At 65.2% G+C, this 14,089-nt stretch carries 11 protein-coding genes; 9 read left to right on the top strand and 2 right to left on the bottom strand.

Annotation, left to right across the window (positions count from 1 at the left end; translation table 11 throughout):
- Positions 1–110: 110 nt before the first annotated feature.
- The 3 genes from E1748_RS03270 (at position 111) to E1748_RS03260 (ending at position 4,746) form a co-directional block, all read left to right on the top strand.
- The gene (locus E1748_RS03270) at positions 111–887 is read left to right on the top strand and encodes a 4'-phosphopantetheinyl transferase family protein (protein ID WP_133645712.1); all 777 of its coding nucleotides are present in this window, start codon (positions 111–113) and stop codon (positions 885–887) included.
- Between the two features lie 177 nt (positions 888–1,064).
- A complete protein-coding gene (locus E1748_RS03265) occupies positions 1,065–1,958 on the top strand; it encodes an MOSC domain-containing protein (RefSeq protein ID WP_133645711.1) in 894 nt (297 codons plus the stop codon).
- Positions 1,959–2,211: 253 nt separating this feature from the next.
- Entirely contained in the window at positions 2,212–4,746 is a 2,535-nt protein-coding gene (locus E1748_RS03260) for a penicillin acylase family protein (protein WP_133645710.1), read from the top strand.
- A gap of 46 nt (positions 4,747–4,792) precedes the next feature.
- Here the strand turns inward: E1748_RS03260 and E1748_RS03255 are convergent, their stop codons facing one another.
- Both E1748_RS03255 and E1748_RS03250 read right to left on the bottom strand, forming a co-directional pair.
- The gene (locus tag E1748_RS03255) at positions 4,793–5,641 is read right to left on the bottom strand and encodes a cation diffusion facilitator family transporter (RefSeq protein ID WP_133645709.1); all 849 of its coding nucleotides are present in this window, start codon (positions 5,639–5,641) and stop codon (positions 4,793–4,795) included.
- A gap of 106 nt (positions 5,642–5,747) precedes the next feature.
- Positions 5,748–6,623 (bottom strand): arginase family protein, encoded by an 876-nt coding sequence (locus E1748_RS03250; RefSeq protein WP_240766281.1) that lies wholly within the window; start codon positions 6,621–6,623, stop codon positions 5,748–5,750.
- Positions 6,624–6,787: 164 nt separating this feature from the next.
- On the opposite strand from E1748_RS03250, the gene E1748_RS03245 reads away from it, so the two are divergent.
- From E1748_RS03245 to E1748_RS03220, 6 genes are all read left to right on the top strand, one after another.
- On the top strand, positions 6,788–7,615 hold the full coding sequence (locus E1748_RS03245) for a DMT family transporter (RefSeq protein WP_133645708.1): 828 nt from the start codon (positions 6,788–6,790) through the stop codon (positions 7,613–7,615).
- An 86-nt stretch (positions 7,616–7,701) separates the two neighbouring features.
- A complete protein-coding gene (locus E1748_RS03240) occupies positions 7,702–8,223 on the top strand; it encodes a shikimate kinase (RefSeq protein WP_133645707.1) in 522 nt (173 codons plus the stop codon).
- 216 nt (positions 8,224–8,439) lie between these two features.
- Positions 8,440–10,029 (top strand): sugar ABC transporter ATP-binding protein, encoded by a 1,590-nt coding sequence (locus E1748_RS03235; RefSeq protein ID WP_133645706.1) that lies wholly within the window; start codon positions 8,440–8,442, stop codon positions 10,027–10,029.
- Complete coding sequence (locus E1748_RS03230) at positions 10,026–11,042, top strand: ABC transporter permease (RefSeq protein WP_133645705.1); 1,017 nt, start codon at positions 10,026–10,028, stop codon at positions 11,040–11,042. Before E1748_RS03235 ends, E1748_RS03230 begins: the two co-directional genes overlap by 4 nt.
- Before the next feature lie 140 nt (positions 11,043–11,182).
- Positions 11,183–12,331: a substrate-binding domain-containing protein gene (locus E1748_RS03225; RefSeq protein ID WP_133645704.1), complete on the top strand. Its 1,149-nt coding sequence runs from the start codon at positions 11,183–11,185 to the stop codon at positions 12,329–12,331.
- Between the two features lie 194 nt (positions 12,332–12,525).
- Entirely contained in the window at positions 12,526–14,070 is a 1,545-nt protein-coding gene (locus tag E1748_RS03220; RefSeq protein WP_205965189.1) for an FAD-dependent monooxygenase, read from the top strand.
- Positions 14,071–14,089: the final 19 nt, after the last annotated feature.

Raw genomic sequence — 14,089 nt, 5'->3', positions numbered from 1 at the left:
ATCGCGGGAATATCAAGACAGTCCGAATCATGAGACAAAGTCCGTATAATTGCAAATGATTCTCATTTGTATGTGAGCTGGGTTGTGCGATGAATGAAGGAGCGAAGTCGATGACAGGACGCACTGAGCGGACCTACCCGGTGCGCGTCACCGCGCAGCGTCGCTGGCCCGCGGACGTCGAGGTCTGGCGCGTGCCGGTGCCTGCCGATCCGGCGGCGCTCGCGCCGCTGCTCGGCAGCGTCGACGATGCCGAGCGCGAGCGCGCCGACCGCTACCGGCAGTTCGCCGATCGCGCGCGCTTTCTCGCGGCGCGCGCCGCGCTGCGGATGCTGCTCGCCGGACGGATCGGCGCAGCGCCGCACGCGCTGCGCTTTATCGCGGGCCGCTACGGCCGGCCTGCGCTCGACGGTTATCCCGATCTGTCGTTCAACGTGTCGCATGCGGGCGAGCACGCGTTGATCGCGATTTCGGCGGGGCGGGTGGTCGGCATCGATATCGAGCGTATCGATCCGTCACTCGACTGGCCGCCGCTCGCCGACCTCGTGTGTACGACGGACGAGCGGCGCGCGCTGGAAGAGCACGCGCCTGAGAAGCAGTTGCGCGGCTTTCTGCTCAGCTGGACTGCGAAAGAAGCATTGCTGAAGGCGCTTGGCCTCGGCATTACGGAGGGGCTGCAATGCATTGCTGTCGATCCGTTCGTCGACGGTATCCAGCAGCCGTTTGCCGAGCAAGACTCGATCGCAGCCGATGCAAGTCGGCTGCGGTTTCACTGGATCGACGGCATCGAGGGGTACGCGGCCTGCGTTGCGTATGGCGAGCGGCACGACGGCGTGGCCGATACTGAAGCGCAAGTCGCGGACACGTACACAGGAAACCCCGCCGCGTGAAGCACGCAGTACCGCACAACAGCCGGACGCGCACCCCATCCGTCGATAACAACAAGCCCCCGCATCGCAGACCGGTTGCAGCAACAAAAACGCCAGGCGAAAATCGCCCCCATCGACGCGTGGCGTCGACGCGCGTGCACGTCACGCGTTCTGCACTCCCCATGCCGGTCGTTTTCGATGCCTTTCGTCAGTGCGCTGTTCGTCTATCCGGTCAAATCGTGCGGCGGTATTCCGCTCGAAAGCGCGTTGCTCGAATCGCATGGGCTCGCGTGGGACCGTCACTGGATGGTGATCGATCGCGACGGGCATTTCGTTTCGCAGCGTCAGTACCCGGCGATGGCGCTGATCCATCCCGTGCTGTCGATCTCTACCGGGATGCTCGAACTGTCGGCACCCGGCGCGGACACGGTGCTGCGTCTGCCGCTCGACGCACCGCGTGCCGCCGCACGCATCCCCGTGACGATCTGGAAAGACGCCGTGACCGCATTCGACGAAGGCGATGCGCCGGCCCGCTGGTTTTCCAGCGTGCTCGGCACCGACGTGCGGTTGGTGCGATTCGACCGCGCCGAGACGCGGCTCGCCAGCCAGCAGTGGACCCAGGGCGTCGACTCGCCGACGCAGTTCGCCGACGGCTTCCCGTTGCTTGTTACCGGCGAGGCATCGCTCGACGAAGTGAACCGCCGTCTGCTTGCGAAAGGCGCACCGGCGATTCCGATGAACCGCTTCCGTCCGAACATCGTGCTGCGCGGCATCGAGGCATTCGAGGAGGATTTCGTCGGCACGCTGTCCATCCAGCCGGCCAGTACAACCAGCACACAAGACGCAATCGAACTACGCTTCGTCAAACCGTGTGCGCGCTGTCCGATCACCACCGTCGATCATCTCGCGGGCCGGCCCGATCCGCAGTGGCCGAACGAGCCGCTCGACACGATGGCCGGCTGGCGCGCGAACGCGCGCGTTGATGGCGGGCTGACGTTCGGGCAGAACGCGATCGTCATCGAAGGGGCGGGCCGGCAGTTGAGCGTCGGCAGCGAAGTGCGCTGGGAACTCGATTTCCCCGACGACTTCTGACACATCGCGCATACGTAGTTACCGTTCATTACGAGGACGGCTCTCCTGCAGACGTATTGCGTATCGTCACAGTAAGATACGAGCCACATTGCTGTTCAGTGCGCTTTTCAATTCCATCTCCGGCCGCTTTCACTTTCGTCTCCGTTTTCGCACGGTGCGATGCGCGCCGTTTCGTCGCGTGCCCGCGACTCCCGTCGGAACGCCTCGTCGTTCTGCGTCGGCACGTGGTTCTTCATCGTCATCCGGGAGTGTCATGACTCCGTTGTTTCGCAGATTTTCCAGACTCCTGTCGACCGTTGCCGTCATCAGCGTTGCGGTGCTGCCCGCCGCACACGCGGCGTCCCCCGCAGCCTCTGCCACGCCGTATCGCGTGGACGTACGCCGTACCCAGGACGGCATCCCGCACGTCGAAGCCCGCGACTGGGGCAGCCTCGGCTATGGCTACGGTTACGTGCAGGCGCAGGACAACCTGTGCACGCTCGCCGACGCGTTTCTGACGTGGCGCGGCGAACGTTCCGCGTGGTTCGGCGCCGACGCGCGGACGCCCGACGCGGCGACCTTCGGCCAGCCTCGCAATCTCGACGCCGATTTCTTCTTCCGCTCGATCGCCGACGACGACGCAGTCGCACGCTATCGCGCCGCGCAGCCGCTGCAATTGCGTGAACTGGTCGCGGGTTTTGCCGACGGCTACAACCGCTACGTCGACGAGATGAAGCGCGGCAACTTTCCGGGCGCGCATGCCGAATGCGCCGGCAAGCCGTGGGTCAAGCCGATCTCCAGTGACGATCTGTACCGCCGTCTCGTCGCGGTGATGCTCGCGGGCGGCGGCACACGGTTTCTGTCGCAGATCGCGCAGGCGCAGCCGCCGCGTGTGCCGCAAGCGCAGTCGTCGTCGACTTCATCGTTGACCGATAGCGCGACGCTCGCCGCCATGAAGCCGATCGATCCCGACCAACTGGCGGTCGGCGGTCACGTCGGCATCGGCAGCAACGCGTATGTGTTCGGCGGCTCGGCGACCCGCGATGGTCACAGCCTGCTGTTCGGCAACCCGCACTGGTTCTGGCGCGGCCCGGACCGTTTCTATCAGGCGCAACTGACGATCCCCGGCCAGCTCGACGTCGCCGGCGTGTCGTTTCTCGCGGTGCCGGTGATCATGATCGGCTTCAATCACGACATCGCGTGGACGCATACGGTGTCGAGCGCACGTCGCTTCGGTTTCTTCGAACTGAAACTCGTACCCGGCGACCCGACGCGCTATGTGATCGACGGTCACGAAGAAGCGATGCGTCCGATGCCGGTCACCGTACAGGTTCGCGACATGAAGACGGGGCAGCTCACGCCCGTTACGCGCGTGCTGTACCGGTCGCGGTTCGGGCCGATGGTGGATCTGTCGGCGATGTCGCCGGCACTCGGCTGGAACGCGAAGCACGCATTCGCGCTGCGCGACGTGAACGAAGACAACACACGCGCGTTCGCGAATTTTCTCGCGTGGGGGAAGGCCACGTCGCTCGACGATTTCATCTCGATCCAGAAGCGCTACGCGGCGCTCCCGTGGGTCAACACGCTCGCGATCGGCCGTGGCGATCCGCGCGTGTGGTTCGCCGACATCGGCGCGGTGCCGAACGTGCCCGACACGCTCGCCGCTGCCTGCACGACGCCTGCAGGCCATGCATTCGATCAGCGCGTGGCGGGCGTGCCGTTTCTCGACGGCTCGCGGTCCGCGTGCGAATGGGTTGGGATGAACGGCAAAAACGCCGACGTCGCGCGTACCGCGATACCCGGCGCAATGCCGGTCACCGAGATGCCGAGTTTGCTGCGTCGCGACTACGCGGGCAATTTCAACGGCAGCTACTGGCTCTCGAATCCGCAGGCACCGTTGACGGGTTTCGCGCAGGTGCAAGGGGAAACGGGTACGCCGCAATCGCTGCGCACGCGGCTCGGCCATACGCTCGCACAGCAGTTGATGAGCGCACCGGGCGGCGTCGCGCGCGATGCGCTCGAACAGACAGTGCTGTCGAGCGGATCGATGTCGGAGCGTCTGTTCCGGCAGCCGCTGCTCGATGCGCTGTGCGCGCCTGGCCAATCCGCGCCGACGGTTGCGGTCGCGCCTCCTGCCACTTCTTCCGCAAAGGGCACACCGGTCGCGCGCACGGTCGATCTGGCCGAAGCGTGCCGCGTGCTGCGCGCATGGGACGGCACGGGGAACGTCGACGCGCGCGGTGCCAATCTGTGGGACGAATTCTGGGCGCGCGCGCAGCGCATTCCCGCAGCCAAGCTCTATGCGACGCCGTTCGATCCGAGCCGGCCGCTGGCGACACCCGCTGGCCTGAACACTGCGAACCCCGCGCTTGTGCAGGCGCTGGGCGCGGCAGTCCTCGCACTGCAAGACAACGGCTTCGCGCTCGATTCAACGCGCGGCACCGCGCTGTACATCGGCCGCGACGGCGCGAAAATTCCGCTGTATGGCGGCTGCGATCTGCAAGGCTATTTCACGTCGGCGTGTACGGGAGAGCCGCTCGACAGGCACGGCTATTCGCTCAACGAGCACGCGCACGGCAACACCTATGTGCAGGTGGTCGGGTTCGGTGCGGACGGTCCTGAAGCGGACACGCTGCTGTCGCATTCCGAATCGGACGATCCGGCTTCGCCGCATTCGCGCGATGCAACGCTCGCGTATGCGCAGAAGGCGTGGGCGCGGTTTCCGTTCACGGCGCAGGCGATCCGCTCGGCGCCGGGCATGACCGAAACGACGTTGAGCGGGCCGCGCGCAATCGATGCGAAACCTTGATCGCGATGCGGCTGCGTTGGACTTGCAGGTGAAGTAAGTGAACGGGTCAGGCGGCGCTGCGAGTATCGAGCGCCGCTGCTTCGCGATCGGCAGGCATGCTGCGCGATACAGACATGGACGCTGTGTCCCGACGCGGTACCGCGTACAGCGCCGCAACGTCGGGCGCATGACGCACGATCTGGATCGGCAGGGGCATCGCGCGTTCCGGCGCGGCTGTTGATACCGATGCAACAGACGTCGCCTGCACGACACGCGTCGCGCGGATGCCGTTCAGGCCGCGTTGTCCAAAGCCCCAGCCGGTCTTCGCGATCATCAGCCCGATCAATGCGGCGGCGACGTCGTCGAGTCGCGTGAGGCCGGCGAAGCTGCCGCAGATCGCGAGCGTCACGAGCAGCGACGAGATCGCGTCGGCGCGCACGTGCCATGCGTTCGCGAGCAGCAACGTGGAGCGTGTGCGCTTCGCTTCGCGCGACATCCAGCGGAACAGCACTTCCTTGCTCGCAAGCGTGAAGGCGGCGACGCCGAGCGTCGCCATGTCGAAGCTGCCGCCGGCGTTCGTGCCGAGCCGCACGACGGCCTGCCACGTCATCTCGATGCCGGTCGCGCCGAGCAGCAGCCCGAGCGCGAGCAGCGCGAGCGGTTCATAGCGGGGGTGACGACGCGTCGGATCGGCGGCGAGCGCACGCGCATCGAGCAGACAGGCAAGCAGGACGAGCGCGTCGGCGACCAGGTCGACGAATGAATGCAATGCGTCCGCGAGCATGCCGGACGAGTGGGCGTAAAGCCCGGCCGACGCTTGCAGGACCATCAACAGCAGATTCAGCACGATGCTGGCGGCGAGCACCTTCGATGCCGCGCCGGCGACCGAGGTTCTATCCTGCAACGGGGTGGTCATGGCATCCCGGTTGTGGGTGGGGATGCCAGACCTTAACGGCGCTTCGTTGCGCAACCGTGACAGCGGCGCAATTCCTCTGCTGCCTTCTTCGTGTAATCCGCGTGCGTTATTGCCGCTGCACCGAGCCGATAAGCGGAGCGAGCGCGTCGAGCAGCGCGTCCGGTGTGCACGGCGCATCGGCGCCTTTCAGCGCGGCTTGCGCGCCGCTCCAGCCGTCTTCGAATTCGGCGATCTCGATACCGATCGCGCCGCTGTCCGCGAGCACCTGCGTGCACGCGAACAGATCGTCGAGCGACAGCCCGTCCTCGACCGCGTACTCGGTCGGCACAACGCCCGGATTGAGCACGTCGCAATCGAGATGCACATACACCTCGCGACCCGCGATCGCCGTGCGCAGTCGTTCGGCCAGGCGCTCCCCGGCCGGCACCAGCGTGAGCGCACCCGAGTCGATCAGCGCGCGTTCGGGCGGATCGAGATCGCGCGCACCGACGAGGATCACGTTCGCGAGATCGAGGTCCGCACCGAGGCCGGTCGCATCGACGTGGCCTGTGCTCCAGCGTCCCGCCGCGCCGGTCAGGACCAGGCCGCCGAGGTAGCCGGACGTCGTCGTCGCGGGCGTGTTGCAGTCGCCGTGTGCGTCGAACCAGACGATCGCCGCGTCCGGGTGATGACGCGCGACGACCGGCAACGTCGCGAGCGCACTTGCGCAGCGACCCATCACAGTCAGCAGCGGCTGCCGCGGTTCGGCGCGCAGCAGTTGCTCGTAGCGCGCGGACAGTTGCCTGAGCGACGGCAGCGCCGCCGCGAGTTGCGCCCGCCAGTCGCCGTCGAACGGCGCGTCGGGCTCACCGATACGGACGGGTTCGAGCCCGAGTCGTCGGGCAAGCGCGGCACCGACTTTCGCCGCGCCGGCCATGCCGCGCGCGTTCCGGTCAGCGGTGCGGCCGGCGAAGATCGTCAGGGCAGGGCTTGCGGTGTTCATGCGAGGGCTCCTTTTTTAATGGCCGTCGGCTAGCAGTGGCACGACACGACGGCCGGCCAGTATCGCATCGCCGCACAAGCCCTTGCAATGCATCGGTCTTCGTATACATATAGACGTCTATACGTTTAAAATACGATTCCATCGACGCCATTCTCTGGACGACCATGATCAGTTATATCGGCGGCTTCGTGCTGCTGGCCGCGTTGCTGCACGCGACATGGAATGCGCTGCTGCACGGCAATCGCGACCGCTTTCTGTCGATGACCTGGATGAGCATCGGCATGGCCTGCATCGCGACGGTCGTGGTCGCGTGCGTGCCGTTGCCGGCCGCTGCGTCGTGGCCGTACATCGTCGCGTCGGGACTGATTCACGGCGTGTACAACCTGAGCCTCGTCCGTGCGTACCGGCATGGCGATCTCGGCGATGCCTATCCGATCGCGCGCGGTTCGTCGCCGATGCTCGTTGCACTCGGCGCGATGCTGTTCGCGAACGAGCAGCCCGGCCTCGCGCAGGCGGTCGGCATCGTGCTGGTGTCGGGCGGAATCGTCGGGCTTGCGCTGCAACGCAAACGACCCTCACGCGCGACGCTCGCGGCCGCGTTGCTGACCGGCGCGACGATCGCGATCTACACGGTGATCGACGGCGTCGGTGTGCGGCACTCGGGCGACGCGCTGTCCTACACCGCGTGGATGTTCACGTTCTACTGGTTGATGCCGCTGGTGTTCGTCGCGATGCGCGGCCATCGCGCGCTGCGTGCGCCGCGTGCCGATATCGGCACGTCGATCGCGGGCGGCGTGGTGTCGCTCGCCGCGTACGGCATCGTGATCTGGGCCATGCAGTTCGGCGCGATGGGATCGGTGTCCGCGTTGCGTGAAACCAGTGTCGTGTTCGCGGTGCTGATCGGGCGGCTGTTTCTCAATGAAGAGATGTCGGTGCGGCGGTTGTCGTCGTGTGTGGTGATTGCGTTGGGGGCGGTGTGTATTGGGTTGTGAAATCGGGTTGTGAAATCGGCTGCCGCACACACGCTGCACCTGGGTGACAATCGCGATCAGTCACGCACTCGCAACGAGAAACCCGTATGACGCACGATTCCTCTTCAACCCCGCTGACCGTGATCGCGATCAACGGTCCGATCAATAGCGGCAAATCGACGGTCGGCGCGGCGCTCGCGCATTTGCTGCCGGACGCGCGTTTCATCGACGGCGACGATAGCGACGATGACGACGCCCACGAAGATCTACCGCTCGCGGAGCAATGGACGTTCGCGCTCGAGCGCATCCGCCGCTGGATCGAAACGGTCGCGAGCCGGTATCTGATCGTCGCATGGCCGCTAAGGGATTCTGACTTCGCAGTACTGCGCGCCGCGTGCGAACGGCGCACAGCACGCCTCGTCGCCGTCACACTAGCCCCGCCGCTCGACGTCGCGCGTGCCGAACGCGGCGGCCGCGTGCTGACGGAATGGGAACGACAGCGCATCGACGAGATGTACGCCGAGGGCTATCACGCGCGTGCGTTCAGCGATCTGATCGTCGATACCGCCGGGCTGCTGCCCGCGCAGAGCGCCGCGCGCATCGCCGGCTGGCTGGCCGAGCCGCATTGACCGGACAGCACCACCAGGTCATTTCACATTGTTGTTAACATCGTCACATAACGTGCATCCAGCCAAGCCTGGAGCGCGTGCGCATGCCGTTAACCCGCATTAATCCACCGGTAAATGTTATTGACTCATCATTTCGATGATGACAAGATCACAAACATAGTCGCGGCCCGCTCGCGGCACAAAAATTTCGTCTCGCCGACGAAGGAGACAGTCCAGATGAGTGAGCCGGTTTCATCCGCGGCAAGTTCATCGCCCCGGATGCCATTGGTCCGTGTTGCCGGCGTCACCAAGCGGTTCGGCGGCGTGCAGGCGCTGCGCGGCGTCGACCTCGAAGTGCTGCCCGGCGAGGTCCATGCGTTGCTGGGCGAAAACGGCGCCGGAAAGTCCACGCTGATCAAGATTCTCAGCGGCGTTCACAGTTACGACGACGGCGCGATCGAGATCGCCGGCCAGAAAGTCGCGTTCGATTCCCCTGCGCGTTCGCGCGAAGCCGGCGTTGCGGTGGTCTATCAGGATCTGAGCCTGGTCGAATCGCTGTCGGTTGCGGCGAACCTGATGCTCGGCCGCGAACCGCGCACGAAACTCGGCTTCGTCAAAAAGCGCGCACTGCTCGCCGAGGTCGGCGCATTCCTGAAAGCACATGGCATTCCGCTCGATCCACGTGCATCGGTCGATTCGCTGCCGTTCGCATACCGGCAGATGACCGAGATCTGCAAGGCGTTGATGGGCGACGTGCGCGTGCTGATCCTCGACGAACCGACCTCTGCGCTGACCGGCGGCGAAGAGCAGATCCTGTTCGACGCAATCCGCGCGGTGACGGATCGCGGCGTCGGTGTGATCTACGTCACGCATCGGCTGAACGAAGTGTTCCGCATCTCGCAGCGCGTGACCGTGTTTCGCGACGGCGCGAACGCGGGCACGTTCGCGACCGCGCAGACCGACATGAAGCAACTGGTCGCGGCGATCGTCGGCTCGGGTCATGCGGCGTTGCATGCGCGTGAGTCGCAGAGCGTCGCGTCCACGACTACTTCGAATGCGAACGACGAGAAAGAGAAAGACGCATCCGTGCTCTCGCTGTCGAACGTCGGCAACGACCGTCTGCACGCGGTCGACCTCACGTTGCGACGCGGCGAAGTGCACGGCCTCGCGGGCCTGATCGGCAGCGGCCGCACCGAAATCCTGCAGACCATCTTCGGGTTGCGCTCCGTCGATAGCGGCGACATCGTGCTCGACGGCGAACCGCTCGCGGGCCTGACGCCCGCCGGCGCGATCCGTCGCGGCGTCGCGCTCGTGCCGGAAGATCGTCACGTGCAGGGCCTCGTGCTCGATCATTCGATCGAACGCAATCTCACGCTGCCCCGGCTAAGGCATTTTTCGCGTTGGGGTTGGCTGCGTCGCCATGCGGCGACCGGCGAAGCGCAGCGCGCGATGAAGATGCTGTCGGTGAAGGCACCGGGCACGTCGACCGACGTGAAGTTTCTGTCCGGCGGTAACCAGCAGAAGGTCGTGTTCGCGAAGTGGAATCATCCGCGGCCGAAGGTGCTGCTGCTCGATGAACCCACGGTCGGCGTCGACGTCGGCGCGCGCGAGGAAATCTACGGCGTCGTGCACGAGGCCGCGCGCGAGGGCACGGGCGTGCTCGTCGTGTCGTCGGATCTCGACGAACTGCTGCGGCTGTGCGACCGCATCTCGATCGTCGTCGACGGGCGCATCGTCAGCACCGTAGAGCGCGCGACGCTCGGCAATGCCGAAGACCTTCATCACCTGATCCAGCTTTCGCGCTCCCCGAACGAGTACGCATCATGAACGACTCCGTCCCCACGCTCGCGACCGATCGCGAGACTCCGCCGTCTCAGGCAACACCCGAGCAGCAAAGCCGCGCAAGAAAGCTCGCGCGACTGCTGCTGCAAGGCGACCGTCCGTACGCGCTGTACGTTGCGTTTGCGATCCTGCTGGTCGTGTTCAGCTTCGCGTCGCCGTGGTTTCTGTCGATCGACAACTTCCTCAACATCGGCCGGCAGACCGCGCTCGTATCGATCGTCGCGGTCGGCATGACGTTCGTGATCATCGGCCGGCAGATTGATCTGTCGGTCGGCTCGGTGCTCGCGCTGTCGGGCATGTCGGCGGCGCTCGCGATGACGCACGTCAGCGATAGCTGGATCGTCGGCGCGATCGCGGGCATCGGCACCGGCGCGATCGTCGGGCTGATCAACGGCGTCGCGACGACGCGCCTGAACGTCCCGTCGTTCCTCGTCACGCTCGGTACGCTGAGCGCCGCGCGCGGCCTCGCATTGATGGTCACGACGACGCGGCCCGAGATCATCACCAACGATTCGTTCATCTCGATCTTCGGCGAAGGCGATGTGTTCGGCGTACCGGTGCCGATCCTCTGGACCTTGCTCACGGTGGTCGCCGGCATTCTGCTGCTGCACTACAGCGTGTTCGGCCGACGCGTGTACGCATGCGGCGGCAACCCCACCGCCGCGCTCTATTCGGGCATCAACATCCGCCGCGTGACGACGCTGACGTTCGTGCTGACCGGCATGCTCGCAGGCGTCGCCGCGCTGGTGCTGTCCGCGCGCTCGCATGCAGCACGGCCCGACGTCGTGCAGGGGATGGAACTCGACGTGATTGCATCGGTGACGCTCGGCGGTTGCAGTCTGTTCGGCGGACGCGGCTTCGTGCTCGGCACGCTGCTCGGCAGTCTGATCATCGGCACGTTGAACAACGGGCTGGTGCTGCTCGGCGTCAGTTCGTCGCTGCAACTGGTGATTAAAGGCGCGATCATCGTCGCGGCCGTCGCGTTCACGAAGAAGTAGAAGAAGCGCAGCAGAAGTAACGGTCCGCGCGAAAGAATGAAAGCGCGACCGGGGATACCGCAGCCGCGTTCGCACGCGCTGCACAGCAAGCAGCAAACGGGCAGGAGACAGCCTCAAATCAAGACCAACGGAGAAGAGACATGAAGCAGCGTCGTATTTCCAGAGCGGTTCTGGCGAGTGTCATCGCGACGGCGAGCGCCGCAGCCGTGCTGTCGCCCAGCGCGTACGCGCAGACGTGCATGAAGGGTTTGACAGCGGATTCGATCGGCCCGAAGACGATCGTCGGGCAGGGGCCGAACGGCGAGAAGGCGGCATCGGTCGATACCGTGCAGCTGAGTGCCGCCGATGCCGCGAAGGTCAAGGCGGGCAAGTTCAAGGTCGGCATCGCGATGCAGACGATGAACCTCGACTGGGCGCAACTGCAGGTGCAGGGCATCAGCGACACACTGAAGAAATACGGCGTGCAGGTGATCGGCGTGGCGTCGGCCGAGTATCAGGTCGACAAGCAGATCGCCGATATCGAGAACACGATCCAGCGCCATCCCGACGGCATCATCTCGATCCCCGTCGACGGCACCGCGACCGCCGCGACGTACAAGAAGGTCTCGCAGGCGGGCATCAAGCTCGTGTTCATGGATAACGTGCCGACCGGTTTGCATCATCCCGATCAGTACGCGGCGATGGTGTCGGCGGATAGCGAGGGCAACGGCCAGATCGCCGCGAAGGTGCTCGCGTCGTGCATTCCGCAGGGCGGCACGATCGGGCTCGTCAACTTCGGCGTCGACTACTTCAGCACGACGGAGCGGACGAAGGCCGTCAACGAATGGATGAAGAAGAACCGTCCGGACATCCACATCAAGCAGGTCGCGTTCACCGATCCGTCGAAGGTCGGCCAGATCGCGGGTGACTTTCTGACCGGCAATCCGGACGTGAAGGGCGTGTTCGCGGTGTGGGACCAACCCGCGCTCGACACGCTGACGTCGATGCGCGCGCAGGGGCTCAACATCCCGGTGACGACGGTCGACCTCGGCCTCGAATCGGCGATCGAAATCGCGAAGGGCGGCCCGTTGAAGGCGACCGGTTCGCAGCGTCCGTACGACCAGGGCGTCGCCGAAGCGCTCGCGATGATGAAGGCGCTGATCGGCCAGACGCCGCCTGCGTGGATCGGCGTGCAGTCGCTGCCGGTGGTGCAGTCGAACGTGCTCGAATCGTACAAGACCGTCTTCAAGAAAGACCCGCCGCCGCCGCTCGCCGATGCGTGCAGGAAGGCGAAGCCCGCGTGCGGTTGAGTTTCAGAAAAACGGGGGAGCAGGGCAGCAGTACAGCAGCGCGTGGGGTCGCCCAATCGGCCCCGGATCGACGATGAGCGAAGTGATACGATGCTTGCCGCGAAGGCGGCAGGCATCGTTTTGACTGCAACGGCGGAACCTCAGCCTTCGTCGATACCGCACGATAGCGGCCGGCGCGCTTGAGGAGTTTCACCTTGATATACGACGTTGTCATCGCAGGCGCGGGCCCTGTCGGCCTGTTTCTCGCCTGCGAGCTGCGCCTTGCAGGCGTTGCCTCGGTGCTGGTGCTGGAGCAGGCTGAGAACCCGGCCTCTCCGTTGAAGCAACTGCCGTTCGGATTGCGCGGCCTGTCGGTTCCCACCCTTGAAGCTTTTCACCGTCGCGGTCTGCTTGACGACGTCACGACGCCGCCGGATTCGAAGGACGGTTCGAACAGCAGGGTGCCGAATGCGCCGCACTGGATGCAAAACAAGCGTCGACCGGCCGGCCATTTCGCGGGCATCCAGTTCTTTTACGACAACATCGATACGTCGAAGTGGCCGTTCCGGCTGCCGGGTCCGGTCGATAGCATTCTCGCGGTCGAGATGCAGCATCTTGAATCCGTATTGGCTGCACGCGCTGATTCGCTGGGAGTCGAGGTTAAACGTGGCGTAGGAGTCGAAGGCTTCGATCAAGCCGATGACGACGTGACCGTTCGCGCCGGTGGCGAGACGTTTCGCGGACGATGGCTCGTCGGTTGCGACGGCGGACGCAGCACCGTGCGCAAAGCCGGCGGCTTCGCGTTCACCGGCACCGATCCCGAGTTCACCGGCTATTCCGTTGTGGTCGAACTGGCTGATCCGGACAAGCTCAAGCCGGGCCGCCATTACACGTCGACGGGGATGTACACGTACCAGCAGCCCGGCATCGTCACGATGGCCGATTTCGACGGCGGCGCTTTTCATCGAAGCCAGGCGATCACGCTCGAGCATGTGCAAGCGGTGTTGCGCCACGTGTCCAACACCGATGTCACCTTAACGGCGCTTCCGCTCGCGACCACGTGGACGGATCGCGCGCATCAGGCGACGCCGTATCGCAAAGGGCGTGTGCTGCTCGCGGGCGACGCTGCGCACATTCATTCGCCGTTGGGTGGCCAGGGTCTCAACCTCGGTTTCGGCGACGCGATGAATCTTGCGTGGAAGCTCGCTGCGACGCTGCGTGGCGATGCACCGGATGGTCTGCTCGACAGCTACGAAAGCGAACGGCATCCGATCGGCGTGCAGATCCTCGACTGGTCGCGCGCGCAGGTCGCGCTGATGCGACCGACCCGCAGCACGCGCGCGCTCGAGGCGATCATTCGCGATCTGCTCGACACGCGTGACGGTGCGACGTACTTCGCTGAGCGCGTGTGGGGTCTTTCTCTTCGCTACGATTTCGGCGGTGGCCACGCGCTGGTGGGTCGCAGTGCGCCCGATTTTGAGCTGATCGATGGGGCGAGGCTTGGCGAACTGCTCAGAAACGGCAAGGGCCTGCTGCTGGATTTCGACGCTAGTGCGGCGCTTGAAGCGCTCGCAGGCAAGTGGAGCGATCGTATTGCGTACGTCGCGAGCGATGTGAAGGATCGGTTGGGCTTGAGCGCTGTGCTTGTGAGGCCCGATGGGTTTGTCGCGTGGGTGGGCGAGGGTAGCGGTGCTTCAGGCGATGAGGATGCGGCTCGGGCTGCGGTGCGGTGGTTTGGTGAACCGCTGAGCCACGCCTAATTCTGCGCGCTCGCTAGCG

Source organism: Paraburkholderia flava (assembly GCF_004359985.1).
Lineage (GTDB): Bacteria > Pseudomonadota > Gammaproteobacteria > Burkholderiales > Burkholderiaceae > Paraburkholderia > Paraburkholderia flava.
This window is presented reverse-complemented; position numbering and strand designations above follow the sequence as displayed.

Excerpts from the sequence above, each read along its gene's own strand:
- E1748_RS03270 (WP_133645712.1), top strand. The coding sequence starts at position 111 with ATGACAGGACGCACTGAGCGGACCTACCCGGTGCGCGTCACCGCGCAG.
- E1748_RS03265 (WP_133645711.1), top strand. The coding sequence starts at position 1,065 with ATGCCTTTCGTCAGTGCGCTGTTCGTCTATCCGGTCAAATCGTGCGGC.
- E1748_RS03260 (WP_133645710.1), top strand. The coding sequence starts at position 2,212 with ATGACTCCGTTGTTTCGCAGATTTTCCAGACTCCTGTCGACCGTTGCC.
- E1748_RS03255 (WP_133645709.1), bottom strand. The coding sequence starts at position 5,641 with ATGACCACCCCGTTGCAGGATAGAACCTCGGTCGCCGGCGCGGCATCG.
- E1748_RS03250 (WP_240766281.1), bottom strand. The coding sequence starts at position 6,623 with ATGAACACCGCAAGCCCTGCCCTGACGATCTTCGCCGGCCGCACCGCT.
- E1748_RS03245 (WP_133645708.1), top strand. The coding sequence starts at position 6,788 with ATGATCAGTTATATCGGCGGCTTCGTGCTGCTGGCCGCGTTGCTGCAC.
- E1748_RS03240 (WP_133645707.1), top strand. The coding sequence starts at position 7,702 with ATGACGCACGATTCCTCTTCAACCCCGCTGACCGTGATCGCGATCAAC.
- E1748_RS03235 (WP_133645706.1), top strand. The coding sequence starts at position 8,440 with ATGAGTGAGCCGGTTTCATCCGCGGCAAGTTCATCGCCCCGGATGCCA.
- E1748_RS03230 (WP_133645705.1), top strand. The coding sequence starts at position 10,026 with ATGAACGACTCCGTCCCCACGCTCGCGACCGATCGCGAGACTCCGCCG.
- E1748_RS03225 (WP_133645704.1), top strand. The coding sequence starts at position 11,183 with ATGAAGCAGCGTCGTATTTCCAGAGCGGTTCTGGCGAGTGTCATCGCG.